The organism is Vibrio ponticus (assembly GCF_009938225.1).
Classification (GTDB): Bacteria; Pseudomonadota; Gammaproteobacteria; order Enterobacterales; family Vibrionaceae; genus Vibrio; species Vibrio ponticus.
In genome coordinates this window covers 528,711-554,815 of sequence record NZ_AP019657.1, presented here as the reverse complement: position 1 = coordinate 554,815, position 26,105 = coordinate 528,711, and the positions used below count along the sequence as shown (strand labels likewise).

Genomic DNA, 26,105 nt, shown 5'->3' with positions numbered 1-26,105 from the left:
TCGTCGTTATTTTGCCTTAAAAACTGCAATGGCTTGGGATGCAAGAAGCACGCCAAGCCATTATTATTTATTTTTCAACAACTTAATTCAAAGTCAGTTTTTTGACGCCATTAAAATCTAACGTTGTAGATTATATTTACGCATTTTTTCCACCAGCGTAGTTCGGCGCATACCCAACATATCTGCTGCGCGAGCGACAATACCACCCTGAGCGTCCAGCGCCTGATTGATCATATTTACTTCAAGATCAGCCAACATCTCTTTCAAATTCACACCCTCTGGTGGAAGCGATTGAGGAGCATTATCTGATGAACCAAACAGATCCATTTCATCCATGCAGAAATCTTCAGCAAAGATATTCTGTAAGACATCACGCTCTTGCTCTTCCACAGAAACCGTTGGATTGTATTCAGGTTGGAACTCTGGAATATCACTGTAGCGGTATTTGGTTGGTAGATGATTCACATCTACCAAACTATTTGGATAGAGAATAATCATACGCTCAACCAAATTAGCCAATTCACGCACATTACCTGGCCAATCGTGTTCCATTAATGAATTGGTAGCACGAGGAGTAAAGCAGATCGGCTGTGAGCCCTCCGCTTCCAATCGCGTCATTAACTCTTGCAACAACAGTGGAATATCTTCTTTGCGTTCACGCAGAGCAGGCATTTCAATTGGAAACACATTCAAACGGTAGTAGAGATCTTCTCTGAATCCGCCATCATTGATCATGTGATCTAAATTGCGATGGGTTGCCGCAATCACGCGCACATTGGCGCGAATGGTGCTATTGCCGCCTACTCGTTCAAAGCAGCGCTCTTGCAGCACTCTTAATAGCTTCACCTGCATTGGCATCGGCATGTCACCGATCTCATCCAAAAACAGAGTGCCACCTTCTGCGAGTTCAAAACGACCTTTACGTGACGTGATTGCGCCAGTAAATGCGCCTTTCTCATGACCAAACAGCTCACTTTCCAACAGATCTGGTGGGATAGCGCCACAGTTAATTGGCACGAAAGGTCCACCACGACGCGGTGAATGGTAATGAATATTGCGCGCGACAACTTCTTTACCCGTACCCGACTCACCAAGAATCAGTACGTTGGCTTCACTCGAAGAGACTTGCTCGATGAGGTGACGCACTTCTTTTATGCCGTGGCTTTGCCCAACAAGGCTGCGAAACAGGGTATTCTTACGCTCACTAGAAACAACATTAACCCCTTTACGTCCTAGGAAGTCCTTACAATGGCGCAAAGCTTCACTAAGTTGTGGGTAGTTGAGAGGGTAAGCAAGGTCACCAACGTAGTTGGTAAAATCTTCCGCGTAAGCAAAAGAAGAATTAAGGATTAGGAGCGGGATATGGCTTGCATATGAAAGTTTTTCATTCAACTTTGCTGCGTGTTCAGCCTTATCAATGGATCCAATAATGCAACCAGACCAGATACCGGAAATATCTAGCGAGTCAATTTGTGCAGCATTGACTACTTCGCATTGCTCACCAACAAAATCTAGAATCGAAGCTAGATTGATTTGTGCTTGAGCGTCGTCTTCAATGACAAGTAATTTTGCTAAGCCTTGCATAGATATGAATGATTGCCTTCGTTAATACTTTGGGTTGCCAAACTCAATATCACTTTTATAAATTTGAGTGATTTTTAAGCAATTAATTATGCTAATGTTTATGCAACAAAATTAGCCACTAGGGTTATAGTGGCTTATATTCTATTTGATATAAAAAATAAGGCAACCAAGCAATTATAGGGTGTGATGTTTACCCAAATGCTTTAGCTCTAAAATCTGACAATCAACCATACAAAAGTTACGTAAATGTTAGATACCTACCTCATTGGCAGTTAGGTTGTGAAACTCAGTTGGTATCTGATCCCAAGCTGATTTTATCTCGCGGATAATCTCAATCACATCGTCAATCGGTTGTGGGTCATTTTTGTGGTTCGCCGCAGTTATCTGTGTAATCATGAATTCGTATAATTGATCGAGATTTTGCGCGATATCACCACCATCATCCATCGATAGACAGCTTCTCAAGCTAATAATAATGTCCAAGGCTTTACCTAAACGCTCACCTTTTACCGGAATATTGCCTTGCTGCATCGCAGCCTTACCTTGAATCAAACGCTCAATGGCACCAGCCATCAACATTTGCACGATTTTATGCGGGGAGGCCGCACTCAGTTGGCTATCTACCGATACCTTCTTGTAAGCCTGTAATGAACCACGCATAACATACCTCTTTTATAAAAATTTCTTATATTGCTGAACAGACTTATTGCCATGTCGATATTTGTGCAATGATTGACCAATGACTTTGGTTTTATCTTGCATCAAATTAACCACTTTTTGCGTCTGCTTAACTGCAATTTGCCAATGCTCAGTGTTTGCCAATTGCGGCGACTGATTAATTAATTGCATTAGGCTATTCAATAATTGTTCCCTTTTATCGACCAAATCCGCTATTTCTTCAGAATTAATCTCTGTCGATAAAAGTTCCCTGATGATAGTTTGATCTAGATCACTTAGTTGAGCCAGCATCGCTGGAAAATCATCCGCCCATTGCATTCATCATTCCTGCTAGTTGATGCTGCATCTTGCTGGTCGACTCTTGCATCGCAACAAACTTGGCGTGCGTACGCTTTTCTAGCCCTTCCATGCGGCGATCTAAATTCACTTGTTCGTCTTGCATGCGGTAGTTGCGCTCAACCAGGCTCTTTTCTCGAGTCCGTAGAGCACCTTGCACCCCAGTGATACCATGAATAGCATCTTCCACCTTTTTGGCGAAACCTTCATTCCCGCCAAAAAAGTCTTCAAGCTTGTTAAAGTTATTATTCAATTGACGATCGAGCATTGAATAATTGATTTCTAAAGAGCCCTGACGCGTGGTGGTAATACCAAACTCGGTTAAGGACTTTAACTCTTCTGGCGCTGGTTCGACAGGAGATGAAAACACCACCTTCAAACGAGAGTCCGCACTGCGTACCACGCTGTCACCCGCCAACGGTCCCCGTTCACCGGTAACGGGATCAACATTAGACAGTTGCTGCGATAATTGGTGGAATTGGTTATAGGCAGCAACAAACTGCTCAATGTCCTCACGAACCCCTTCACGGTTGTACTCAATGTCAATTTCAGAAGTTGGCTTGCCTGGCTGGGTGCGCCCTTTCAACGTCAAATCGACACCATCTATGGCGTTTTCAATCACATTATTATTGCTTGAGAGCTGAGCGACACCATCGAGCAACACTTGCGAGTCTTGTGCGGCTTGAACTTGGCTCATGCCACTGTAAACATCAAACGCCTCTTGAGCTGCTTTCAGTTCTTGCTGGGCTGTTTCTACTCGCTGAATATAGTTACGCTGCTCTTCAGGCAGCAAGTCCTGCTTCGCTTGCTTGGCCTGTGCATCGTTAAGATCGCCCGCTTGCAACGCCGCATCAATCTTGTCGATCTCTTGTTTGTTAGCCACTTCAATATTGGCTTTCTCAATCGCGAGTTTTTTATCCAACTCTGCCTGCGCCTCTTTTGGCGTAACATAAGAGTCGGTCAAAGTACCTGAGGCAGTATTAGACCAGCCGGGTACATCACCTGACTTTTCTAGTGCTTTGGCATCTAATTCAGGCTCTGGCTCCCAGTAAGAATCCAACAATGTCCCCGATGCGGTTTCAGTCCAACCAGGGATTCGATCTTCCGGTTTGATGTATTTATTCGCTGCTTGACCAGCACTCGCCGCCGCGGCTAACGCTTGTGTGGAAATTTGATTGGCAGGCGTGACATCATTAGCCGCTTTCGGATCGACAATCGTTGCCGCTTGCTTGGTCGCATCGGCAATTTCTTGGTCGACATTTCTTGCCGCTGTGATATTGCGCTCGGCAATACGGTCGGCAACCAATTGTTCCTGAGGGGTAAGCGGGCTAATTAACTCTTGGGCCTTCGCGCGTGCTTTCTCCAAATCAGAGACGCGTTGCTCAAGGGTTTTATATTCGAGTTTTTTGAGAGGGTTATCGGTTTTATCCGAACTAACGCTCATACTGACCGCATTCTCTTGCCCTGAGAGTTCAGAAGCAACAATCAATCGCGGTCCATTAACGTCATTGATAACAGATGCACGAACGCCTGGGTTACTTTTATCCCCATTAATACTGCGCACGATGTCTGTAATTTTGGCATTCTCTCTTACATCAACAGTAAAAGATTTCTTACCCATCGAAATTCGCAACTCACCAGCGCCAAATTTCGTCTCTTCAGAAAAAACATCTGAAGCGACTTTATGACTCTGAGCAAGTTGCAACACATCGACAGCATAACGACCAGCAATCGCTTCAGTGGTTGCGGTTGCTGACACGACAGCATCATCAGTCGATTCTGCTTTTCGCGCCGCAAACGCCTTCTCTTGGCGAAAGCTCGTCATTAAGTTTTTCATCGTATCCAGCGACTCTCTGAGCCGACCATAGGCACTGATACTAGAATCAATCTGGTTAAGCTGCTTGTTGATGCTTTGCTGCTTTGGTGCGCGCTCAGCTTCAACAATTTTGCTTACCATGGCATTGATATCCATGCCAGCATTCATCCCTATTGGGCCTAAACTCATTCAATCACCTCAAAAAATACGATCACACCTTGTCAATCAACAACCCTGACGAATAGCGAGCTGTTTGATCTCTTAGGCGACGCAAGACTTCTAGCAACTCCTCATCTGGAATCTGGCGAATAATGTCACCAGTACTCTGTTCATAGATAGTGACGACATCTCGTCCAGATTGCTCATCTGTACGAAATGATAAACCTGTATTCATAGAAGAGATAAAATCATTCATGTGCTCAACTGCTTTTTCACGCTCCTTTTCAGAGAGTGTTTGTTGAGCCTGAATCACTTCTACCGCTTGCTCGACCCCACGAGAGGTCAACAGGTCCATTTCCGATTTCACTACCTTCTCAGAGAGAAGCGAAGCATCCTGCGGCTTATCATATTCCGAAGCAATTTTAGTGCCACTTTGTGAGCCATAAGACTGGATGTTTGATGTGTAGGATGGAATATCCATAACAATCTCCCTTCCACCTCATAGGTAAGCCTATCCTGTTACGCGCTTACCTAGTCGGCTCGGCAAAATTTATTATTATCCTAGAAGGCTCAATGCTGCGGTTGGCGTTTGCTTAGCTTGCGCTAAGACAGAAGTACTCGCTTGTTGCAGGATTTGCGCCTTAGTCATCGCTGTGGTTTCTTTCGCGTAATCAGTATCCAAAATACGGCTACGAGACGCATTAACGTTCTCGTTAATGTTGTCTAAGTTATTGATCGCATGTTGGAAACGGTTTTGATACGCACCTAGAGAAGCACGCTGACTATCAACAGTCTTTAATGCGCCATCAATCACAGATACAGCAAGTTGAGAACCTGCAACATCAGTAATATCGATATCAGCGACGGTGACATCTTTACCCGCAGTAGGGAAACCCAGATCGGTACCCAAATCACCCGCAACTTCAACTTCACCCGTCACTTTGGTTGTCGCTGCAAACAGTTGCAACTTACCATCTTCGCCAACTGATGCTTTGATATCGTCGCTTTGACCATTAATGTAGGTCGCCACTTCTTCAATATCATCGCCCGCTTTTGCGTTAATCGCTAGCGACTTAGCTTCACCAAAGTTATCGGTGTAGCTCAAAGTGATTTCAGTTGCATCCGCTACCGTCCAATCTGCGTCTTTACCTGCAGCAACATAAGCTTTACCGCCCATTTCTGCTGTGTCTGAACGCATATTGCCCATAGTGATTTGCATTGCCTCACCGGAGCTTGCACCGATTTGGAATGACTGACTGCCGTAGGTACCGTTAAGTAGCTTATTACCGCCAAATGAAGTGGTTTCAGCGATACGGTTTAGTTCGTCGTTCAGTGCGGTGACTTCTTCTTGCAGTGCAATACGCTCACCACGAGAGTTTGAACCATTCGCAGATTGAAGAGATAGGTCGCGCATACGTTGCAGAATATTGGTGGTTTCATTCAAAGCACCTTCTGCTGTTTGCGAAATCGAAATACCGTCATTGGCGTTTTTAACTGCCATATCTAAACCGCGGCTTTGTGAAGTTAAGCGGTTAGAAATTTGCAGACCTGCAGCGTCATCTTTTGCGCTGTTGATTTTATAGCCAGATGACAAACGTTCCATCGATTTCTGCAACCCGTCGGTTGAATTATTCAGATGTCGCTGTGCTGTCATCGCTGACACGTTAGTGTTTACGTTGATAGACATAGTTGATCTCCTTAGGTATTTGGCAATGCATCTCCGTGTCTCTCACCTCACATCGATGCAAAATCATTTCTCTCAGCCTTTGTAACGACCAAGAAAATGTAACCTTTAGGGAAAAAATGAACTTTTTTAAATTTATGTCTACTTAAGAAGAAAAACGTGAAGCTTCTCGCTAACTAACGCCATTTAACTGACGCTGACATTCAATTAACCATTATGTAACCTGCGGGGTTCAAACGAAAAAAATCCAGCCGAAGCTGGATTTTTCAATCCTCTTCACATTAGCCAAGTAGGCTTAGTGCTGAGTTTGGAGCTTGTTTCGCTTGAGCAAGAATCGAGCTTGAAGCTTGAGAAAGGATCTGCGATTTAGTCATTGCAGTTGTCTCTTTCGCGAAGTCTGTATCACGGATACGGCTCTTAGATGCATTCACGTTTTCGTTGATGTTATCAAGGTTGTTGATAGCGTGGTTGAAACGGTTTTGAATCGCACCTAGCTCTGCACGGTGGCTATCAACGTACTTAAGCGCTGAGTCGATGATTGCAACAGATTCTTGTGCGCCACCTACTGACGTTACGTCGATAGTATCTACTGTTACCGCTTTACCTGCATCCATACCTAGCTCGCCAGATAGTGAACCTGCAAAACTTACCGCACCGTCAACTTTGTTTGTACCAGCGAATACTTGTAGACGACCTTCTTCGTCAACAGATGCGGTTACTTTATCAGTTTGACCGTTAATGTAAGTCGCTAGCTCTTCAATATCATCACCCGCTTTCGCTTGGATAGAGATTGTTTCAGGAGCCGCTGCGCCTTTTTCAGTTAGAGTAATTTCTAGAACGTTGGCATTACCATCTACTGTCCAGTTTGCATCTTTTGCATTTTCAGCAGAAGCTTTGTAGCTCGTACCACCCATGCGAGTGTTGTCACTACGCATGTCGTTTAGCGTTAGCATTACTGCTTCACCGTTGTCCGCACCAATCTGCATAGATTTAGTTGCGTAAGTACCGTTTAGTAGTTTGTTGCCACCAAATGAAGTCGTTTCAGCGATACGGTTTAGTTCGTCGTTTAGTGCTGTTACTTCTTCTTGGATTGCTACACGCTCAGATTTCGAGTTTGAACCGTTCGCAGATTGTAGCGAAAGGTCACGCATACGTTGCAGAATGTTCGTTGTCTCATTCATTGCACCTTCAGCGGTTTGCGCAATTGAGATACCATCGTTCGCATTTCGTACCGCAACGTCTAGACCGCGGCTTTGCACGTTTAGACGGTTAGAGATCTGTAGACCTGCTGCATCGTCTTTTGCGCTATTGATCTTTGAACCAGATGATAGACGCTCCATTGATGTTTGCTGTGCGCTAGTCGCTTGGTTTAGGTAACGCTGAGCTGTCATTGCTGAAACGTTAGTATTTACATTCACTGCCATAGTAGTTACTCCAACTGATTTTCCGATGTTTCCGGTTTCCGACGTCTCGGAAAACCAAGTAGTTCTCTCAAAGTTACTTCTATTAACGGCACTGTTCGGTAAAGCTTGAGGAGAAATTTAGCTTTTTTTGATAAAAATACCATTTACAGTGAGTTGGATAACAAATGTGAAGAAAGTCGAAAAAAAATCGCTGTTATCACTAAAGTTATCACTTTACTCGTCGATACAGTTTCCCTTTATTGATAATTCAGCCATTTAATCGAACAATATTTAATCAACCCAATAACAACAAGGGCTTGCAGAAAAATTTAATCGCTCAAAAATCACCCAGTCGCATTTCTTTTTCCATTAAAATGCTCACAACCTAATCATTCATGAAACAAAGCCAAACGCTGATGACCGATTCTCGGCAAGCGGATTAGAGCTGCATATGTAAGTCAATGAAGTAAGTTGACCATCAACACATCAATCCAGCCAAACAGAGCGGCGCGATAGTTAGGTCTTCAGCCAAAGCTAGGGGAAAAAATGCGGAAAGATAAGAGTGGGAATTTAACCCAATAACGTTAATACCATGTTTGGCTGCTGTTTAGCCTGAGCCAAGATTGAAGTGCTCACTTGTTGCAGGATTTGCTGCTTAACCATTTGCGTGGTTTCTTTCGCGTAGTCGGTATCTTTAATACGACTATTAGATGCCGCAATATTCTCGTTGATGTTACCAAGATTATTTATCGCATGACCGAAGCGGTTTTGCATTGCCCCTAGCTCTGCGCGATGACTGTCGACAAACTGCAACGCAGTATCAATAATCGAAACGGCTCGCTGAGCACCGCCCACCTCTGAAATATCGATATTGTCTACCGCCTCGTAACCACTCAGATTCATCCCTAGCTGTTCGGCTAAACTGCCGGAAAAACTGATTGTCCCTGCGGTCTCTTTGCCTGCCATAAATAGTTGCAATTGACCATCTTGATTGACTGATGCAGAAACTTGATCGGTTTGACCATTAATGTACGTCGCTAACTCTTCTATGTCGTCGCCCGCTTTGGCTTCAATTTGAATATTTTCTTGCTCGCCTCGTGCATTAACGAAGCTCATATTGAACTGTTGCTTACCTTGAGTCACTGTCCAATCTGACGATGCCTTTCCCGCAGCAAGGTAACTAAAACCACCCATTTCAAGGCTATCGCTACGCAGATTTTTAAGAGACACTTGAACGGCTTCCCCCGAATCAGCGCCAATTTGGAACGAAGCCTCTTTGAACGAGCCATTAAGCAATTTACGCCCACCAAATGAGGTCGTTTCGGCAATACGATTTAATTCATCATTAAGCGCAGCCATCTCCTCTTGCAGAGCGGTGCGTTCTGCTCGGCTATTTGACCCATTAGCCGATTGGAGTGACAGGTCGCGCATACGCTGCAAGATGTTACTTGATTCTTGCATCGCGCCTTCTGCCGTTTGCATAATCGAGATGCCATCATTGGCATTGCGCATCGCAACATCTAAGCCACTCATCTGAGTTTCAAGCCGATTAGAAATCTGCAATCCGGCTGCGTCATCTTTTGCACTGTTAATACGGCTCCCTGAAGAGAGTCTCTCCAAAGATTGGTTCAGCAAATGCGTCGCATTGTTTAAATGACGTTGCGCTGTCATTGCTGATACATTGGTATTAACGGTAATACTCATCGAATACATGATCCTGTTTGCTATACCCAACTAACCTCAAGGTGCTTGGGTATCACTCTCGATAAAAATAACGAAGCCGAGCGCTAACATAATCAGCGCTATTCTTCTTATCGGCTTAAATCACAGAACTTTAGCGAATTTTTGCTCAAATACCGATGTAAAAAAGCCGAGCATCTGCTCGGCTTCTGAATCACTGTTATGAAACGATCACAAATTATTTAACTGCAAGAGCTTGAAACATCTCATTGCTAGGGGCAAAGAAGTATGCGCCTGTTACAGCATGGGTGAAACGCAACAGTTGGTCAGTCTTACCATCCGTTGCACCGTACATGCTCTCTAGCATCGCTTTAAAGTTATGCAGAGTATTACAGTAAGCAATGAACAGTAGACCATGTTCACCGCTCGCGCTGCCGTAAGGTAAGCTATGACGTACGATCTTCAGACCTTTACCTTCTTCCTTAATATCAACACGACCTACGTGAGAAGCAGCTGGCACATCATCCAGCTCGATTGAGTCTGGTTTTGTACGACCAATCACTTTCTCTTGAGCAGCAACATTCAAGCGATTCCATGCTGGTAGATTGTGAATAAAGCGTTGCACCATTACGTAGCTACCGCCAACAAACTCACCTTCAGGAATGATCGCCACTTCTTGACGCGCTTCTGCTTTCGGGTTTTCAGTGCCATCAACAAACATGGTCATATCACGCGCGTCTAGGTAACGGAAACCTGCCGTTTCATCCACTACATTTACGTCATCTGCGATTTCTGCCAATAGCTTACGCATTACATAGAAATGTAGGTCATGTCGGTTTGAGTGTAGGTGCACCAATACATCAACATCACTACTTGGAGCAACAATGTCACCTTCACCCAATTGTGGAAACTCAATGAGCTCTGCTGGCATTGATTGGTTCAGTTGACCCCAAAAACCATGCGTGAAAGCAATTGATAGCGTCAGGTTAGCATCAGGTTGTTGCTGGTTTAGTTCCGCAACTAATGCTGGTAATGATTGCAATTGAGTTAGCACATATTGAGAGTTTTGTTTCACTTTCAAAAGTGTGTACTGTGCGAACGGTTCCGCTTCCGGAAGAATTGCCGATTGAGGAAGTGACATTTATTAGCTCCTTTTCTATACCCCTGTTACGTCAAAGTCTGTCAGCAAAACATAACGACTCGATGACTTGGGTATACCTTTATTTTTGCTCAGTGTAATGTTTATTCGGAGTACCGTATTGATTACGATCATTTTGTTTCATTGAGTTTGAAACAATCTCTCACCGTCTTACTTTGGTATACGTAGATGATAAACCAAAGTAACACCAACATGATCACTCCGTTTGCCCAACTAAACTCGCCAGCTTGCAGGTAAACATGATAGGCGCTTTGCATCAATTGGCTGATTGCTGTGATTAAGGTGATCGGTTTGCCCCAAGCAACAAAGGCATCAGCCCATCGTCTCTCTGGGGAACGCAAGCTAATCAACCACATTAGCGCAATACTCGGCAAGCCCATTGCCAATCCCAAATAAAGCATTTGATGGTCTGGATAAACATAGCTCAATATCGTATTGCCGCTATCGCGACTCACGCCAGCAACTACGAATACCACCCAAGCTTTTGCGAGTAGCATCCAGCCAAGCCATAACCACTTAGGAGCATGAAGGTAGCCATTCTTATCATAGGCTTCGAGGGCGTAACGCATAAAAATATCAATTGGTAGTGAGTTTGCTCTACACTCTACTCTTATTCCGTCAACATTCTATAAAAAATCACACTCCATTGAAGCGACTCATCACTCTCAATCAGATTGGCTATTTTGCAGGCAGCAGATAGAGACATCTCGTGTTAGCATAATCAAAGACGAAATTTAAGATGAGTTTGCTATGAAAAACAAAGTTGTACCCTCTCAACAAACCCAACAAGAAGCAATGAAAGTCGCTAAAGCGACTCAGAAACCAGGTCAAACTAAAGAGCAAACCAAACTCATTGCTCAAGGTATTGAGAAAGGGATTGCGCTGTATAAAAAGCAGCAAAAAGAAAAAGCACGCCAAGCGGATAAAGCCAAAAAGAAAACCCTCAGAGCAAAGCGTGATGAACAAAACCTAGATCACGAAGTGGCGCAAGAAACCACTAACGAGCCTACAAACCAAACCAAAAGCGCTATACTGCCATGGATGTTATTGGTTGTAAGTTGGATGGGGTTCTTTGTTTATGTTACTCAAACCGCGTAGTATTTTTTCTACTCTAGCTTTAATAACTCTCGCTGGATGTGCGTCTCCACACACCCAGCTTAATCAAGGCGCGCAAGATGTGCATGTGCGTTTAGATAGCGGTTTTAATGCCGATAAATGCCAATGGCTTGGCGAAGTGACCGGTACTGAGGGGCATTGGTATTCCTATCTATTTTTTACCAATGACGCGATGGTACAAGGCGCGATGAATGACATAAAAAATCGCGCCAAGAAACTTGGCGCGACTACAGTATATATGATAGCTCCACAAGACTTTACCACCTCATTTACCGTGGTAGGGAATGCGTATAACTGTGGATGAATTCGACTAGGCTTTAAAGCCTAAACTTGCTGCAATATCAGGCTCTCGTTCACTCACCCACTGACTATCAAACGGTCCCCAGTCAGAAAGTTGGTAGTAACCATCATTATGACGTCGACCATCTTGCACAAACGCAAGTTCAATGCCGATGCCAGGAAGAGCTTTAATAACGTCTTGAATAGTGCGACGTGGCCAGCCAGTCTGTTCAATTAACTTAGGAACATTTGGGCGCTCTAAACTTTCGACGAGTAGAGCCAAGTATAAACGCCGTGCAAACACAGGACTCAGTTCCATTGATACCTCCTATAAACTTCAGCCCTCATTATTTCCTTTTATGCAATAAATTACTTGCGTTTGATCAATAACTCGTCGTCATTCACGGCGATTAAGGGTATTTTTTACTCGTCAAAATATATACGTCACATTTTTTGTTTCCCTTCGAAGTTCCTGATAGGATTAAAAAATAATAAAAATGTCACTTCAAAAGGTTCATTATGACGATCACTATGTATGGAATTCCAAACTGCGATACGATTAAAAAAGCCAAAAAATGGCTGGAAGCAGAAAGTGTTAGCTTTGATTTTCATGATTATCGAAAGCAGGGAATAGACACAGAAATGGTTACCACGTTTTGCCAAGCTCTTGGCTGGGAAAACGTACTCAATAAACGCGGAACAACATTCCGTCAACTAAGCCAAGAACAAAAAGATAGCCTTAACGAACAATCAGCGATTGCATTGTTGGTCGAGCATCCAGCGATGATTAAACGCCCTATCTTATTGGTCAACGATCAGTACCATATCGGATTTAAAGCGGATCAATACGCCGCTATTTTTGCATAAAAAGGATTTCAAGGATGACAGATAGCCCTGTATTGGCTTTGGCAAAAGATCTCATTAGCCGTCAATCAGTTACACCAGAAGACGCAGGCTGCCAACAAGTAATGATTGAGCGCTTGCAAGCACTTGGGTTTGAAATTGAAGTGATGGTATTTGAAGATACCACTAACTTCTGGGCTCGCCGCGGTAACCAAGCTCCCCTGTTTACTTTTGCTGGGCATACGGATGTGGTACCTGCTGGTTCACTAGAGCAATGGCACACGCCGCCTTTCGAACCGACCGTTATTGACGGCTACTTACATGGCCGTGGTGCCGCCGACATGAAAGGCTCACTCGCGTGTATGGTTGTCGCTGTAGAACGTTTTATTGCCCAACACCCTGATCATAAAGGCTCATTAGCTTTTCTGATTACCTCAGATGAGGAAGGACCATTTATTAATGGTACCACCCGAGTGGTGGACACCTTAATGGCTCGTGATGAGATCATCGATATGTGTATCGTCGGTGAACCTTCAAGTACTCACGCGGTAGGTGATGTGGTGAAAAATGGTCGCCGCGGTTCAATTACGGGTGATTTACGCATCAAAGGTACCCAAGGGCACGTTGCTTATCCGCATTTAGCCAATAACCCGGTTCACCAAGCATTACCGGCTCTAGCTGAACTCGCTTCGACCAAGTGGGATAACGGCAATGACTATTTCCCACCAACCAGTTTCCAGATCCCGAATGTTGCTGCTGGTACTGGGGCATCGAATGTGATCCCTGGTGAATTTGATGTGCAGTTTAACTTCCGTTTTAGCACTGAGTTGACGGACACGGAAATCAAACGCCGCGTTCACTCAACGCTCGATGCTCACGGTTTGGACTACGATCTAAAATGGACTCTAAGTGGACAGCCGTTTTTGACCGATACTGGTACACTGCTCGAGGCAGTCGTTAAAGGTGTGGCAGATGTGAACCATAAAGCGCCAGAGCTACTGACAACGGGTGGGACTTCTGATGGTCGCTTTATCGCACAAATGGGCGCTCAAGTGGTGGAACTTGGTCCGGTCAACGCCACCATTCATAAAGTAAACGAGTGTGTCAGCATTGCTGATTTAGAGAAGCTGACTGACATGTACCAAAACATTCTGGAGAACGTACTCGCGTGAAAATGACGCCTGAGCAGCTTTGCGGAGTCACCAGTGATCATCTGGTTGAACTTCTATTTGGACAAAAGGTTTTCCTTGTCCACCCAGCAGTGCAACAAGATTTGCTGGCACTAAAAGACGGTGCCGCTCAGGCTGGTTTTAATCTCAATATCGCGAGCGGCTTTCGTGATTTTGAACGCCAGAAAACGATTTGGAACAACAAGATGGCTGGTATCAGTACTCTCTTAGATAGTCATAGCCAGCCACTTGATAGTGATACACTTTCTGAACAAGAAAAAGCCATGGCGATTTTGCGCTGGTCTGCACTACCGGGAGCCAGTCGCCATCATTGGGGGTGTGATTTTGACGTATTTGATCGTGCATCATTACCACAGGGGGTGACATTGCAGCTTGAGCCGTGGGAGTATCTACAAGGGCATCAAACTCAATTTTACCAATGGCTTAAAGATAACCTTACTCAGTATGGTTTTTTCTTTCCTTATGCCAAAGATCTCGGCGGTGTTGCCCCTGAGCCTTGGCATATCAGTCACCAAGCCACAGCAAAAGCGTGCCTAAATCAGCTAACCATAGAACAATTGCGTTTTCGTTTGCGTTTATCTCCAATATTAGGCAACCAAGTAGTGCTCGATAACCTCGAAAACATCTACACTCAATTTATCACCAACATCAGTGGAGAATCATGATGGACTTACTGACTAACCCTTGGGTGATCATTGCCATCGTGCTGGCTGTGATTATCGGCAACATTAGCGTGCTGAAATACACTGCCAACATGAAAACCACCCAAATGAAGAAAAAGCCTGACGCAGCAAAGCCTCAAGAGCCGAAAGCTGATGAGAGCTCTGATAAAGATCAAAGCCCTCGTTAATGGTGCTAAGCCACAATAACACCAGAACTACTGAGCATAATAAAATCGGTTTTTACCCAAGCGTTTAGCAGTGTACATATTACTATCTGCTTGCTGAATCTTATCTTCAATAATACTGCCATCACTGGCCGACCAATAACTAATTCCTAAACTCGCTGTCACATGACATTCTTGACCATTGATTACGATTGGATTGGACAAGGTATCAATAATGCGCTGAGCAATAGGCTGACACTGATTGGTACCACGGATACCAATTAAGAACTCATCGCCAGCAATGCGTGACACTAAATCATGTGCCGAAATACAGCCTTCTAGGCGTTTGGCGACAATGCAAAGCAATTCATCGCCAACACTGTGACCGAACTGATCGTTGACCGCTTTAAAGCCATCTAGGTCAAGGAAAAAGACAAACTGAGATTCACCTTTACTATGACGATCTTGTAGATGTTTTAGGGCTTTAGAACGGTTCGCAAGCCCGGTTAACGGATCATGATTGGCGGCAAAATCAAGGCGCTTAAGCTCAATACCCACACTAAGGTCAGTAATACTGATCACAAATGCTTCAACGCGACCATCGTTACCCTTTAGTGCCCGGGCTTTAAGTTCATATGGCATCCAACACTTGCTCTGATGCTCAATTTCAAGCTCACGGAACAACAGACCAGCATTGAGTAAATCTCGCTTCATCTGCTGAGTCACTTGAATCGGTTGTTTAAACACCAAGTCATGTATTGAGCTTATTTCACCAAACCATTGGCGCGCCGTATTGTTTTGGGTTTCGACCTTAAGATCCCGATCCAGTACCAAAATCGCGTCTTGGAATTGAGCAAACATCAATTCAAGCAACATACGGCGCTTTTCCGCAATATTGATTTGGGTAACATCTTGAAATTGAAGCAAGGACTGCCCTGCTTCCTTAAGCGGATGACAACTAACGCGGTAGCGCTGTTCACTGGCTTGAGCTCTAAGTTCAACACTCGGTAAAGCAAGGTGATGTTCAACAGCATTGAGTACCATTTCAATCGCTGATTTAGGCTCGAAATTGCTTTCCATTGCAATGCGAGTATTGGTTAGACGTTTGTCATTAAAGATTTGATTCGCGACTGGATTACAATACTCGACCTTGTTGCCTGGTGATACAACCAATACACCACGCTTCATCACACCGAGTGCACTATGAATATAGCGGTTCTTCTGTTCTACGCTGAGTAAAGCGCTTTGTAGCTGAGATTCACGGTCGAGCAAGTTGGCAATCATGTCATTAAAACAGGCGGTAAGTTTACCTATTTCATCATCATGGTATATCTCGATGCTTTTTTTCGTCATACCTTGCGTAATGGTCTGCTCCATCGATTCATGCAAAGCATTAAGCGGGGTAACAATGAGACTGTGTAGCACCCGAGCAAAAAACCAAGAAAAAAGTGAGACAGCAAGGGCGAGAATACCAAGGTAGCTAAATAGCTCCTTCTCTTTATCTTCTATCGCTTCTAGCGATTCCCACACGATTAATTTACCGAGACTCTCTCCTAACATTGAGATATCGGTCTCTACGGTCGAAAAACTAAATCCATCACACACAAGGTGTTGTTCTGACCATCGACATGCATCGGGTAGCTGTTCAATATCCGCGACTCTATTACCGCTTTGATTGACCACTTTGGCTGCGATAATGACCGGATCAAAATTAAGATTCACCAACTGCTCTTTGGCAGTAATCGGGTCATCAAACATCAATGCCGCTTGTAAAGTTGCGGCCACACCTTGAGACAGAATATGAATTCTCTGCTCTTGTGCATCACGTTGCGACAGCATCAATAAGTGAATCGCAGGCGTACCAATCAAGCCGACCAACAGCATCACCATAAACCAGGTCGGCAGCATCATCTTGTAGCGCAATGGTAACTGGGTAAAGCGGAGGAAAGTCATGAGGTACCTGCCTCATAAATCTCGGACACTTCAAGAAGCTGAGAGCGCAGTAATACTTGAGACTGTTCGACATTGGAACGTGAAACAAGCGGACGAATACGGTTTCTCACTTTAACAAAGGCTATCATGCCGCCATTAGCAACAAAATCGACACCTTCCCCCACCAGCAACGCATGAGGGAATTGCTGCCGCAGCCTTTCTATCGCTTCCGCGTCTTCTGTTTTGGTGTAGAGAATGTGGCAAACCTGCGCTTCGCTCGCTTCAGACAACAAAAAGAAGCGAGCCATCTGCGCCTTGCTCGCAACAATCGCTTCAAGACGCAAGCTGATATCATCAATATCCGTCGCACAATACTCAAGATAGTCCGACTCTACCCCTGTATTTTGCCAATCCGCTAACAAGGCAAAACGGAACAAGTAGACCGCTTTAAGATCGACATCATCCACTTTGGCCGCTGCGGCTTGTGAAAAAGAATACAGCCCAATCAGTAGTAGGATGCTGGCTAAAGTTGGTTTAAATTTCAATACCATGTTCATTATTCGTTTTATCTTAACGCGCCATATTGCCATTCAAGGGTTAACCAATATTGTGTGCCGTTTTGGAACGGGCTTTGATACTCCGCAAACTCTTTCGATTGCTCAGCACCAAGGTTTTCTGCACTAAGTGTCAATCGTGGCGCTTGCTTGCTCAATTGCCAACTTGCCGAAGCGTCAAAGCTAATCACTTCAGGCCATTCATAGGCTTGATTGGTCGTGTAGTCTGGATGCGGTGAGGACTTACCAACATAGTGCATCGTCGAACTAACCCACCACTGCGGATTGATGTCCCAAATAAGCTGTGCATTGACAAAGTGGTTTGGTTGATTCTCAAGTTGTCTTTTAGCCACATCACTGCCTGCGCATAACGCACCTTTACAGTGACCAACAATACGTTTATAGCTGTAGTTAGTATTCAACTGCACATCTGACAGAGGTTGCCATTTCAGCGCAATTTCCCCTCCCATAGTTTCAGACCATAGCGGATCTTCATATTGAGAAACGTAAATGCCATCAACTGGTTTGTCTTGCGGAGATTCAGGATAAACTTGTCTTCCCGCCCTTATATTGTCATGACGACTATAGTATCCACTTAAACTAAGTTGGATCTGATTTCCCTGCCAAAAACGATAACCCAACTCAAACGTCTCTATCTTTTCAACGTCCATGTTATCGTTGCCGTTCATCTGCATACTACCAATATACTCATACGCGTCATTTTGAGGCTTATACATATTCTGCTGAAAAGTAGTATCCATTTCTAACCGAGAAGGGGTCACCACTGCTCGCCCCCATCCCGCCCACACGCGTTGGTTACTGGCAAGATTATAGCTAACGCGTGCTTGAGGCTGAGCATAGACCTTGTCTGTCAAGTTATGATATTGCCAACGATTGCCCAACGTAAGATGCGTTTTCTCGCCAAGTTCGATATCCCAGTTTGCATAGAGACCATAATTTTGACTAAAAAATTCATGGTCATCTGTAACCCGAAGATATGGCATAGAAAACTGATCAATTTCGCTGTATTTACCCAGCTTTTCATCAATTAAACGAATATTGCCACCGATACTTAACTGAGTACCCCATAAGTCTGCAATGGTATAATGTGAATCAAGATCAAGACGCCAAAAGTTTGCATTGCGATCAGGTCCATCATTTGAACTGTAGGTTAACCAAACTTTGTTATCCCAACTGTCACTATTTTGGAAATCATGAATATGTTGTAAACCTGCAAAATATTCCTGCATGGTCATTTCTGTATCATAGGGGTCGCCACCATATTTATTGCTTCCTATCGGTAGATATTCAATCCATTGATAGTCCTCTCGAGAGCGAATCCCCCCAACTTGAATACTCAAGGTATCTGCGAATTTTTGATAGTCGAGGCGAGCCCCAAAGCGTTCAGTATAGACATTAAAATGCTGCGCGATTTGAACTCGTTCTTCTTCACTGGTCCATGGCATATGATCAACATATTCAAAGTAACCACTTAAGTTCGCATATTCACCGATCTCTGTCGAATCATGAATCTGGTATTCTGAATAATGGTAATTACCTTCCTTGACGGTCAATTTACCTCGTGGTGTTTTTTCCGCTTCTTGGGTAATAATGTTGATTACACCATTGGTTGCATTACCACCCCAAATAGTACCGACCGGACCTAACACCACTTCAATTTGGGCAATATTATCCAAACTCACTGGAATTAAATCCCAGTCCACACCTGAAAACATTGGGTTAAATACACTGCGACCATCGACCATTACCAATAGTGTATTACTTAACGGTTTATTTTGGCCACGAGCAGTAATACCCCAATCATAGTTAGAATATTTGGCTACATGAAGCCCTGGAGCGAGTGCAAGGGCATCAGCGACAGAGCGAACACCAGAGCGGTTAATTTCTTTAGCCGTAATTACATAAACAGAAGCTGCAATATCAGACAAACTCTGTGCTGTTCGAGTAGCCGAGACAACTTTGGTATCGGCCAAAGAATCAAGAGGCATATCTAACAAAGCATCTAGATCGAATTCTGCAGAAGATATTGGAGAAAATAGAATAGCTGACGAAACAATGAACGGAATTGGGTAACGCATGAATAATATCTCTTCACCCGCCATGCTTGAGCATTGTTATTTTAACGGCGAATGTATAACTTAAGGGCAAAGCAATTATATCATTGCATCACGATTCATACTGTCCCATAACGTACGTTGTATGATTATTATTTTTATCATCACAACAAAAAACAATTGAAATAAAAAATAAAGTCATTATTTTCAACAACTTAACTTAAGCGACATTAAAATTATCATGTCAAATTAATGTCGCTCCAGATCGTTCTATATTAACTCAAGATAAATTATTTAATATGATCCCAAGAAATATTAGAAACAATTCGGCACTCATCGCACTTAAAATAAAACACATCATGCAATGGTTCATCTAATAGCCATTCACCACCACATTTAGGGCATTTTCGTGCCTGCTCGTCTGCAAGGCTTTTGCCCCCAACGCGATATTGGTAATAATATGTCGGGATCTTAGTAATATATTCAATACGACCACGTAAATCCCAGCCGCGACGAAATAGCACACTATCAGTATCACAAATTTCATGCAGCGCAGCATGCTCTGCACGACATCCACCTGCCATTTGTAATTCGTCACACGCTTGCCACTCGGTCTGCCATTTAACGACAGCCTTGTGATCACCATTCAAGGTGGGCGGATTACGGTAGAGAGGGATTGGCAATAAGGTCTCACCACTGCGTAACGGCGAACATGTATGCACATAAGTGGTGTAAAGCACCTGCCAACTTGGCGTTTCTTCTTCAGCTGCCTGCTCAGAGTTTAAATCACGACCGAGCAAGCGTACTTTCGGTGCCAGCAGACATGCATCAGCAAGACGATTAATACACACCTTGACGAAATCTGAATGATATTTGGGATGTAGGCTTTCTTTCTCAGGACAAACTGCTCTGACATAGAACTCCCCCTCACCCATGACGATCGGAAACTCGCGACCAAGTACCTGACCGTTATAACGCAATGCATCCATTAAACCATTGATCGCTTTATCAACGGCGCTAATAGTGGTGTTATCAAAACACTCAAATTGAAGTTCAACTACGTACACAATTATACCACTGGCTCAAGGTTTGTTAGAAACTCAGCCAAACTGTCAGCCAAAACATCACGCTTATCCGTACCTAAACGCTCTAGCAACACGTTCCCCGTAATATTACAAATCGAGATAACATCCAGCTCCGCATCGGTTGCCGCAATAAATACGGTCGGTTTAAGTTTTAAGCGACGCTGAGTAACCAAATGCCCCAAAATATTCTCTTGCAAACGAACGAAGTCGTCATCATTCCATACCTGCAATAGTGATAACTCATTGCCATTCCAAGTGGCTTCCATATCCGCGCTGTATTGTGCGCCATAAAAAGTCTTAATATCTTGGTGCAGCGTCAGTTCAATGCCTGTCTCTACATTCGAAAAATCTGCAAACTGCTCTCGAGGGTAAGCCTGCCATTCAACACCGTCGGCACGTTTTTGCTCGACACATGGAGAAACTAACTCGGCTAACTCTTCACTAAACGGAAAACTGCCATGTTTTTCTTGGTATTGAGAACGGTATTTTTCACTAAATGCACGTAAAGCTTGCAAGGCATTATCAGCCATTCGAGTCTCCAGGGTTGTTGTGTTAATGACACTGAGTAAGAGATTGCGTAAAATTCCCGTTATTCTAATCGAAATCCAGCCTAAGTATGAGCAAATATTCAGACGCAAAAGAGTTAGCAGGTCTAACTCTAGGTCAAAAGACCGAGTACGCTAGTCAGTACAACCCTTCACTTCTTCAACCTGTGCCACGCAGCTTAAACCGTGATGATCTTGAGCTAGGCGATAGCCTACCATTCAAAGGCTGTGATATTTGGACTCTCTATGAATTATCTTGGCTTAATGACAAAGGCTTACCGCAAGTTGCGGTTGGTGAAGTAAGCATCCCAGCCACCAGCGACAATTTAATCGAGTCAAAATCATTCAAACTGTATCTCAACAGCTTCAACCAAACTCGTTTCTCTTCTTGGGATGATGTCGAGAAGACGCTAGTTAAAGACCTATCCGCATGTGCTGGAGAAGAGGTTTCTGTCACCGTTCGTTCGGTAGTGGATTATACCGACAGTCTGATTGTGACCATGCAAGGTGACTGTATCGATGAGCAAGATATCGAAATCACCAGCTATGAATTTGATGCTTCGCTACTCGCCAATGCTGCTGGCGAAGAGGTGGTAGAAGAGGCGCTGCATAGTCACCTACTTAAATCTAACTGCCTGATTACTAACCAACCTGACTGGGGAAGTGTTGAGATTCAATACCAAGGTCAAAAAATCAATCGCGAAGCTTTGTTACGATATATCGTTTCGTTTAGAGAACATAATGAGTTCCACGAGCAATGTGTTGAGCGTATCTTCACCGACATTATGAAGTACTGCCAACCAGAAAAGTTAACGGTTTACGCACGTTACACTCGTCGCGGTGGCTTGGATATCAATCCATTCCGCTCTACCGAGCAGCAGCAGCCAAACCACAACCAACGCATGGCTCGTCAATAAGGAAAAGCTAAGGATGCTAGATTTACGCTGGGAGCGTTGGCTATCTGTTTTGGTGCTATTTTTAACCACGCACGCGATTGCCAACCCTGTATACACATCACCGACACTCAATGAGGCGAATAACCTCGTAGATATCGTGCCACAACAGGCTCGTCAACTCGCGAGTGATTACCTTGCCCAGCGTAAACTGTCAGACAGTTCAGAAAAAAGCCCAGCGGCGATTTCTCGTGATGAATCTGACAGTCGAATCCGAACACCCGGCGCAACAATTGATGCGCTGAGTATTTTAGCGGATGCCGAGTTTAATCTCGGCAATCCTCAAGCCGCATTAAAGCACCTAGCAGAAGCGAAAGCGTTAACCCAAACTTATGAACTGCCTTACTTAGGTATCGGTGTTCGTCTGCATCAAGTCAGACTGCAATGGCGTTTTTCTGGCAATGGCATTGTTGCCAGAGAGCAGCTCCATCAGGTTGAACAAGACTATAAAAAGGTCAAGAACCCTGAGCAATTAGCCAAAGGTCTGCAATACCAAATCACCATGCTGAAAGCTGAGATAGCCTCTAAAGAAGGTGAACTCGACTTAGCGAACCAATTGTTCACACAAGCTAAGCCATTTATTGATACGGTAAAATCTTCGTACATTGTTATCAGCTACCACTTAAAAGTCGGTCAACACTTACTGGCACACAAACAGTACAACAAAGCACTGTCTGAGTTTTTGATTGCCTATTGGAAAGCGATTGAGGAAGACTCACGAGCGCTGCTCGGTAAGACCAACTACTGTCTTGGTCGACTGTTTTATGACCGAAAAGTACTCGATAAAGCGAGCAATCACTTATCACAAGCGGCTGATTTCTATGATAACTATGAGAACTCACCCGTATTACCAAAAATTCTTAAACTCATGGGTGACAGTTACTACTATCAAGGCAAATATAACCTAGCTCTGGTGCAATACTTTAATGCGATGGACCACGAGCGAGTCAACAACGATATCGAAAGTGAAATAGATATTCGTATCGCGTTATCTGCCACTTACCTGAGCCTGGTCAACTTCCCACTGGCGGAGCAATATTTAGAGCGTGCAGAAGCGCTACTTAAAACTGCCGATGTTCCGCACCTGCAAGCCTACGCTTACTTGCTGCGTTCAGGGATTTCTTCAGAAAAACGCCTAGCGAAAGAAACGATTGAAAATGGGAAAAAAGCACTAAAAATTGCCCAAGAGATCAATGAACTTTCTACGCAAAAATACGCTTATCGCTTGATTAATCATGGCTATGAACTCAAAGGCGATTACAAAACCGCACTCGAATACTTCAAACAGTACAATGCGTTAGTCTCTGTCGAGCAAAGAGAGATGGACCTGATCAGTGAAGATGCGTTCCGCCAGCAAAAAGCTTTTGTTGAGCGTAATATTCACCTAACAGGAAAAGAACAAGAGTTTACTCACGCACAAGTCGAGTATCGCAAGTTTCAAAAAATCGCCTTTGCGATGTTTGTCACCGCCTCCTTGCTGTTCATCTTCTTACTGCGCCGTGGTCATATCATGCGCCTGCAAAAAGAAGAGATCGATAAGCTTAATCAAAACTTATTTACTCACTCACGCTCAAGACTTAGAAACTTACGCATGCTCAATGCCAAATTGCCTGCCTCTTTAGAGGCGAGCAGCGATCAATTTGAACGTTGGCATGTGGGTGAACTGATCCATGAACCACTCAATGATCGTTTACGCTTTGTCATGATCGATGTGCCATTTTTACGTAACCTACACATGCAGTACGGATACATCGATGGTTTAAAACTAGAGAAAGAGTTTGGCGAATATCTCGAGTCTAAGATCTTGGCACCTGCGCGTATCTACCATTTCTCCGATGCTAACTTGCTCTACATTGAGCCAAATAGCGATCGTAATAGCTCACCAGAAGCGCTGGTAGAAAAGATTCAGCAGTGGGTGGAACAATTTAAACCCCAAACCAAACTCAACCGGATTGTGCGACTCGGCATGATCGACTACCCATTTTTGCCTCGAGCGTACACCGCGCTCAATGACAAAGAGCTACTCGACATCCTGCTGATGGCAACGGGCGCCGCGCGCACGCTCAGTCTTGAAGAGAAGAAGAGTCATTGGGTTTACTTAAAAGCAATCGAGAATGCTCCTGCGGCAAGTTTAGCTACGGGAAATGTGCGCAAGGCGTGCAAACACTCCATCAATCAGGGGTTAATAAAAGTACACTCTTCGTTCAATAATGAGGAGAGCCTCAAAAAAATATTAAAAGATGACTGATTTCAGCCAGTTCCTTGCATAGAGGCAGTGACGAAGCCCTTTTATTTGTTAGTATGTTTATTAACGAATAAGTTAATAGGGCTACCTGCCCATAAAAACAAGAACATATAGATGGGCGCGCTCGAACAAGATCTTCAGTCACAGCTTCATAAGCTGAAATCTCAATTGGAACAAGCTCGATTGACACAAAGGGATTCTTCTCTAAAGTTCAAACGAGAAATTCAGGTATTACAACGCGTTGTCACCTCTTTGAGCAGCGCGTGTACGATTGATAACCCGAATTTGCAATCTGGGCTCTTAGAGCTTAAATTGGCTATTGAGAAACAAAAAGATGTGACAACATTAATACCAAAGCTTTTGGTAATTGAACGTTTAATTAAACAAAATACAGTGGCTATGGACTCGCACAGGCAACAGTTAGACGCGCAAGTAAAACATGCAGGTGAAACGCTTCTCCGTGTCGCCGGCATACCTTCAAAAGTAAAACGTGATTTACGTGACCTACTCAGCTTTAGTGTCGCCACTGACACTCCTCGCACCGAACAAGCGCTCAAACTGCTCACTATCTACGAACGTTCCGTTAAAATTTTAGTAACCAATAACGCATCAAAAGCCGCTGTGTTGGCTAATGATACCGACAAAGAGCTGCTAAAAAGCATCAAGAACGAGTTACAAAACTTAATCACCGAACTTGATTTCGTTGGTGAGTCTGGCGAGTTGCTCAATGATATTCGTGCCAAACTGCTGCTCGGGGTAAATACTCACACCCTGCTTGAAGAGACTCTACATGTCCTTAAGTTGGTAATTCAGGCGACACACTTTGAACGCAAAACATCCCAGCAGTTCCTAATACACGTCAATGATACGATTGATAGCTCACTGAAAAGCTCGGCTCAAATTGCCGATCAAAGCGAGAGTTACTTTGCCCAACGCGTTGAGCATGGCAGAGCGCTCGGCGAGCTCGTTAACAGCAGTCAATCCGCCTTAGAGCAAGCGCAAACTATTGAGGAAGCTAAAGCCAATCTTTCTCCACTTTTGAGTCAAATTGATGCGCTTAACCAACGATTACAACATGCCAAAGAGCGTGAAAAGTCGCTCCTAGAGCGAATGAAGTTTAATCACTGTCAGTTAGAAGCGTTGCAAGACACAGCACAAGATTACCGACGCCGTCTCGAAGATCAAACTGAGCGAATGCAGCAAGATCCGTTGACCAAGGTGCTCAATCGCACCGCATTCAACGAACGTCTTGAAGTTGAATATCGCCGTTGGATTCGCAACCAGCACAATTTACGTATCGTTCAATTTGATATCGACAACTTTAAGTCAATCAATGACAGTTTTGGCTACAGCGCAGGCGACAAAGCACTTAAGATCATTGCTCGCAATATCAAATCTGAATTGAGTGAAGCTGATACCATTGCTCGAATCTCCGGAGAAGAATTTATTGTGTTGCTGCCAGAGCGTTCAGATGAAGATAGCTATGAGCTTATCAAAAAAGTGCAGCGTCAAATTTCTCGTCTGCCCTTTAAATTCCGCGAACAGCAAATCTCAATCACAGCCACGATAGCCAGCACCAACTTTAAAGATTCAGATACACCGGAAGAGATCCTAGACCGTTTAAGAACCCTGCTTCACCAAGCTGAAAACTTAGGTCCTGAGCAAGTTATTTGGAAATGATTTGACCCCGTGGGATTTGATAAATAACCCTAGCCGCTTACGCAACTCCGCTAAGCGGCTTTTTTATTGCTATTATTTTTGTGATAGGTTTAAAGATATCAATTGCTTACTACTACAAAGTTGAGCAATTGATGTTATACCGAATTTAGCTTGCTACAACTTAGGTTTAGTGAGTCACAACCTCTACCATTGACGACTCAATATAACCAATCAAACAATGGTATCGATGGTAAACAACAATAAGAACAACACGGATAGCTTTACGTATAACGCTAACCTGACT

The 26,105-nt window shown here is 44.0% G+C and carries 25 protein-coding genes; 9 read left to right on the top strand and 16 right to left on the bottom strand.

The features are described 5' to 3' along the window. Positions 1-117: 117 nt before the first annotated feature. From GZN30_RS02465 to GZN30_RS02420, 10 genes are all read right to left on the bottom strand, one after another. Positions 118-1,584, bottom strand: coding sequence for a sigma-54 dependent transcriptional regulator (locus GZN30_RS02465; protein ID WP_075650546.1), 1,467 nt, complete (start codon positions 1,582-1,584; stop codon positions 118-120). A 249-nt stretch (positions 1,585-1,833) separates the two neighbouring features. Continuing rightward, a complete protein-coding gene (gene fliS, locus GZN30_RS02460) occupies positions 1,834-2,244 on the bottom strand; it encodes a flagellar export chaperone FliS (RefSeq protein WP_075650544.1) in 411 nt (136 codons plus the stop codon). Between the two features lie 12 nt (positions 2,245-2,256). Beyond that, positions 2,257-2,580, bottom strand: coding sequence for a flagellar protein FliT (locus tag GZN30_RS02455; RefSeq protein ID WP_075650542.1), 324 nt, complete (start codon positions 2,578-2,580; stop codon positions 2,257-2,259). Then, positions 2,564-4,603, bottom strand: coding sequence for a flagellar filament capping protein FliD (fliD, locus tag GZN30_RS02450; RefSeq protein ID WP_075650540.1), 2,040 nt, complete (start codon positions 4,601-4,603; stop codon positions 2,564-2,566). Before fliD ends, GZN30_RS02455 begins: the two co-directional genes overlap by 17 nt. 22 nt (positions 4,604-4,625) lie before the next feature. After that, positions 4,626-5,054, bottom strand: a complete 429-nt coding sequence (gene flaG, locus GZN30_RS02445) for a flagellar protein FlaG (RefSeq protein WP_075650538.1) — start codon at positions 5,052-5,054, stop codon at positions 4,626-4,628. Between the two features lie 75 nt (positions 5,055-5,129). Continuing rightward, positions 5,130-6,260 carry a flagellin gene (locus GZN30_RS02440; RefSeq protein ID WP_075650536.1) on the bottom strand — a complete coding sequence of 377 codons (1,131 nt, stop codon included), beginning with the start codon at positions 6,258-6,260 and terminating at the stop codon, positions 5,130-5,132. A gap of 278 nt (positions 6,261-6,538) precedes the next feature. Then, positions 6,539-7,681: a flagellin gene (locus GZN30_RS02435; protein ID WP_075650534.1), complete on the bottom strand. Its 1,143-nt coding sequence runs from the start codon at positions 7,679-7,681 to the stop codon at positions 6,539-6,541. Between the two features lie 549 nt (positions 7,682-8,230). After that, on the bottom strand, positions 8,231-9,364 hold the full coding sequence (locus GZN30_RS02430) for a flagellin (protein ID WP_075650532.1): 1,134 nt from the start codon (positions 9,362-9,364) through the stop codon (positions 8,231-8,233). Between the two features lie 214 nt (positions 9,365-9,578). Further along, the gene (locus GZN30_RS02425; protein WP_075650530.1) at positions 9,579-10,481 is read right to left on the bottom strand and encodes a Dyp-type peroxidase; all 903 of its coding nucleotides are present in this window, start codon (positions 10,479-10,481) and stop codon (positions 9,579-9,581) included. Between the two features lie 128 nt (positions 10,482-10,609). After that, the gene (locus tag GZN30_RS02420) at positions 10,610-11,068 is read right to left on the bottom strand and encodes a DUF2919 domain-containing protein (RefSeq protein WP_075650528.1); all 459 of its coding nucleotides are present in this window, start codon (positions 11,066-11,068) and stop codon (positions 10,610-10,612) included. A gap of 181 nt (positions 11,069-11,249) precedes the next feature. Between GZN30_RS02420 and GZN30_RS02415 the strand changes: the two genes are divergently transcribed. Both GZN30_RS02415 and GZN30_RS02410 read left to right on the top strand, forming a co-directional pair. Then, entirely contained in the window at positions 11,250-11,597 is a 348-nt protein-coding gene (locus GZN30_RS02415; protein WP_075650526.1) for a DUF2956 domain-containing protein, read from the top strand. Next, complete coding sequence (locus GZN30_RS02410) at positions 11,578-11,919, top strand: DUF4156 domain-containing protein (RefSeq protein WP_075650524.1); 342 nt, start codon at positions 11,578-11,580, stop codon at positions 11,917-11,919. The genes GZN30_RS02415 and GZN30_RS02410 overlap by 20 nt, the downstream gene beginning before the upstream one ends. Before the next feature lie 6 nt (positions 11,920-11,925). Here the strand turns inward: GZN30_RS02410 and GZN30_RS02405 are convergent, their stop codons facing one another. Further along, positions 11,926-12,213: a winged helix-turn-helix domain-containing protein gene (locus GZN30_RS02405; RefSeq protein WP_075650522.1), complete on the bottom strand. Its 288-nt coding sequence runs from the start codon at positions 12,211-12,213 to the stop codon at positions 11,926-11,928. Between the two features lie 200 nt (positions 12,214-12,413). Here GZN30_RS02405 and GZN30_RS02400 point away from each other — a divergent pair, with 200 nt between their 5' ends. Genes GZN30_RS02400 through GZN30_RS02385 form a run of 4 tightly spaced genes read left to right on the top strand, consistent with a single transcriptional unit; the run spans position 12,414 to position 14,777 of the window. Beyond that, positions 12,414-12,761, top strand: coding sequence for an ArsC family reductase (locus GZN30_RS02400; RefSeq protein ID WP_075650520.1), 348 nt, complete (start codon positions 12,414-12,416; stop codon positions 12,759-12,761). A gap of 14 nt (positions 12,762-12,775) precedes the next feature. Then, complete coding sequence (gene dapE / locus GZN30_RS02395) at positions 12,776-13,909, top strand: succinyl-diaminopimelate desuccinylase (protein WP_075650518.1); 1,134 nt, start codon at positions 12,776-12,778, stop codon at positions 13,907-13,909. Between the two features lie 2 nt (positions 13,910-13,911). Further along, on the top strand, positions 13,912-14,592 hold the full coding sequence (locus GZN30_RS02390; protein WP_075650516.1) for a M15 family metallopeptidase: 681 nt from the start codon (positions 13,912-13,914) through the stop codon (positions 14,590-14,592). Then, entirely contained in the window at positions 14,592-14,777 is a 186-nt protein-coding gene (locus GZN30_RS02385) for a DUF2897 family protein (protein WP_075650514.1), read from the top strand. Before GZN30_RS02390 ends, GZN30_RS02385 begins: the two co-directional genes overlap by 1 nt. Before the next feature lie 27 nt (positions 14,778-14,804). On the opposite strand, the gene GZN30_RS02380 is transcribed toward GZN30_RS02385, so the two are convergent. The 5 genes from GZN30_RS02380 to syd all read right to left on the bottom strand — a co-directional run bounded on the left by GZN30_RS02380 (position 14,805) and on the right by syd (position 20,929). Beyond that, positions 14,805-16,706 carry a diguanylate cyclase domain-containing protein gene (locus GZN30_RS02380; protein ID WP_075650512.1) on the bottom strand — a complete coding sequence of 634 codons (1,902 nt, stop codon included), beginning with the start codon at positions 16,704-16,706 and terminating at the stop codon, positions 14,805-14,807. After that, positions 16,703-17,236: a YfiR family protein gene (locus GZN30_RS02375; RefSeq protein WP_075650510.1), complete on the bottom strand. Its 534-nt coding sequence runs from the start codon at positions 17,234-17,236 to the stop codon at positions 16,703-16,705. The genes GZN30_RS02380 and GZN30_RS02375 overlap by 4 nt, the downstream gene beginning before the upstream one ends. 14 nt (positions 17,237-17,250) lie before the next feature. After that, on the bottom strand, positions 17,251-19,338 hold the full coding sequence (locus GZN30_RS02370) for a TonB-dependent receptor plug domain-containing protein (RefSeq protein ID WP_075650582.1): 2,088 nt from the start codon (positions 19,336-19,338) through the stop codon (positions 17,251-17,253). 266 nt (positions 19,339-19,604) lie between these two features. Beyond that, positions 19,605-20,381: a Zn-ribbon-containing protein gene (locus GZN30_RS02365; protein ID WP_161987023.1), complete on the bottom strand. Its 777-nt coding sequence runs from the start codon at positions 20,379-20,381 to the stop codon at positions 19,605-19,607. A gap of 2 nt (positions 20,382-20,383) precedes the next feature. Then, the gene (syd, locus tag GZN30_RS02360) at positions 20,384-20,929 is read right to left on the bottom strand and encodes a SecY-interacting protein (RefSeq protein ID WP_075650446.1); all 546 of its coding nucleotides are present in this window, start codon (positions 20,927-20,929) and stop codon (positions 20,384-20,386) included. Between the two features lie 86 nt (positions 20,930-21,015). On the opposite strand from syd, the gene queF reads away from it, so the two are divergent. The 3 genes from queF (at position 21,016) to GZN30_RS02345 (ending at position 25,822) form a co-directional block, all read left to right on the top strand. Next, positions 21,016-21,861 carry an NADPH-dependent 7-cyano-7-deazaguanine reductase QueF gene (queF, locus tag GZN30_RS02355; protein WP_075650448.1) on the top strand — a complete coding sequence of 282 codons (846 nt, stop codon included), beginning with the start codon at positions 21,016-21,018 and terminating at the stop codon, positions 21,859-21,861. A 13-nt stretch (positions 21,862-21,874) separates the two neighbouring features. Continuing rightward, positions 21,875-24,145, top strand: coding sequence for a tetratricopeptide repeat protein (locus GZN30_RS02350; RefSeq protein WP_075650450.1), 2,271 nt, complete (start codon positions 21,875-21,877; stop codon positions 24,143-24,145). A gap of 111 nt (positions 24,146-24,256) precedes the next feature. Then, complete coding sequence (locus tag GZN30_RS02345) at positions 24,257-25,822, top strand: GGDEF domain-containing protein (protein ID WP_075650452.1); 1,566 nt, start codon at positions 24,257-24,259, stop codon at positions 25,820-25,822. The last annotated feature ends 283 nt before the right edge of the window (positions 25,823-26,105 follow it).

Bases quoted from the DNA above. Each gene is read 5' to 3' on its own strand.
- GZN30_RS02465 (WP_075650546.1), bottom strand. From the start codon at position 1,584: ATGCAAGGCTTAGCAAAATTACTTGTCATTGAAGACGACGCTCAAGCA.
- fliS (WP_075650544.1), bottom strand. From the start codon at position 2,244: ATGCGTGGTTCATTACAGGCTTACAAGAAGGTATCGGTAGATAGCCAA.
- GZN30_RS02455 (WP_075650542.1), bottom strand. From the start codon at position 2,580: ATGCAATGGGCGGATGATTTTCCAGCGATGCTGGCTCAACTAAGTGAT.
- fliD (WP_075650540.1), bottom strand. From the start codon at position 4,603: ATGAGTTTAGGCCCAATAGGGATGAATGCTGGCATGGATATCAATGCC.
- flaG (WP_075650538.1), bottom strand. From the start codon at position 5,054: ATGGATATTCCATCCTACACATCAAACATCCAGTCTTATGGCTCACAA.
- GZN30_RS02440 (WP_075650536.1), bottom strand. From the start codon at position 6,260: ATGTCTATCAACGTAAACACTAACGTGTCAGCGATGACAGCACAGCGA.
- GZN30_RS02435 (WP_075650534.1), bottom strand. From the start codon at position 7,681: ATGGCAGTGAATGTAAATACTAACGTTTCAGCAATGACAGCTCAGCGT.
- GZN30_RS02430 (WP_075650532.1), bottom strand. From the start codon at position 9,364: ATGAGTATTACCGTTAATACCAATGTATCAGCAATGACAGCGCAACGT.
- GZN30_RS02425 (WP_075650530.1), bottom strand. From the start codon at position 10,481: ATGTCACTTCCTCAATCGGCAATTCTTCCGGAAGCGGAACCGTTCGCA.
- GZN30_RS02420 (WP_075650528.1), bottom strand. From the start codon at position 11,068: ATGCGTTACGCCCTCGAAGCCTATGATAAGAATGGCTACCTTCATGCT.
- GZN30_RS02415 (WP_075650526.1), top strand. From the start codon at position 11,250: ATGAAAAACAAAGTTGTACCCTCTCAACAAACCCAACAAGAAGCAATG.
- GZN30_RS02410 (WP_075650524.1), top strand. From the start codon at position 11,578: ATGTTACTCAAACCGCGTAGTATTTTTTCTACTCTAGCTTTAATAACT.
- GZN30_RS02405 (WP_075650522.1), bottom strand. From the start codon at position 12,213: ATGGAACTGAGTCCTGTGTTTGCACGGCGTTTATACTTGGCTCTACTC.
- GZN30_RS02400 (WP_075650520.1), top strand. From the start codon at position 12,414: ATGACGATCACTATGTATGGAATTCCAAACTGCGATACGATTAAAAAA.
- dapE (WP_075650518.1), top strand. From the start codon at position 12,776: ATGACAGATAGCCCTGTATTGGCTTTGGCAAAAGATCTCATTAGCCGT.
- GZN30_RS02390 (WP_075650516.1), top strand. From the start codon at position 13,912: ATGACGCCTGAGCAGCTTTGCGGAGTCACCAGTGATCATCTGGTTGAA.
- GZN30_RS02385 (WP_075650514.1), top strand. From the start codon at position 14,592: ATGGACTTACTGACTAACCCTTGGGTGATCATTGCCATCGTGCTGGCT.
- GZN30_RS02380 (WP_075650512.1), bottom strand. From the start codon at position 16,706: ATGACTTTCCTCCGCTTTACCCAGTTACCATTGCGCTACAAGATGATG.
- GZN30_RS02375 (WP_075650510.1), bottom strand. From the start codon at position 17,236: ATGGTATTGAAATTTAAACCAACTTTAGCCAGCATCCTACTACTGATT.
- GZN30_RS02370 (WP_075650582.1), bottom strand. From the start codon at position 19,338: ATGCGTTACCCAATTCCGTTCATTGTTTCGTCAGCTATTCTATTTTCT.
- syd (WP_075650446.1), bottom strand. From the start codon at position 20,929: ATGGCTGATAATGCCTTGCAAGCTTTACGTGCATTTAGTGAAAAATAC.
- queF (WP_075650448.1), top strand. From the start codon at position 21,016: ATGAGCAAATATTCAGACGCAAAAGAGTTAGCAGGTCTAACTCTAGGT.
- GZN30_RS02350 (WP_075650450.1), top strand. From the start codon at position 21,875: ATGCTAGATTTACGCTGGGAGCGTTGGCTATCTGTTTTGGTGCTATTT.
- GZN30_RS02345 (WP_075650452.1), top strand. From the start codon at position 24,257: ATGGGCGCGCTCGAACAAGATCTTCAGTCACAGCTTCATAAGCTGAAA.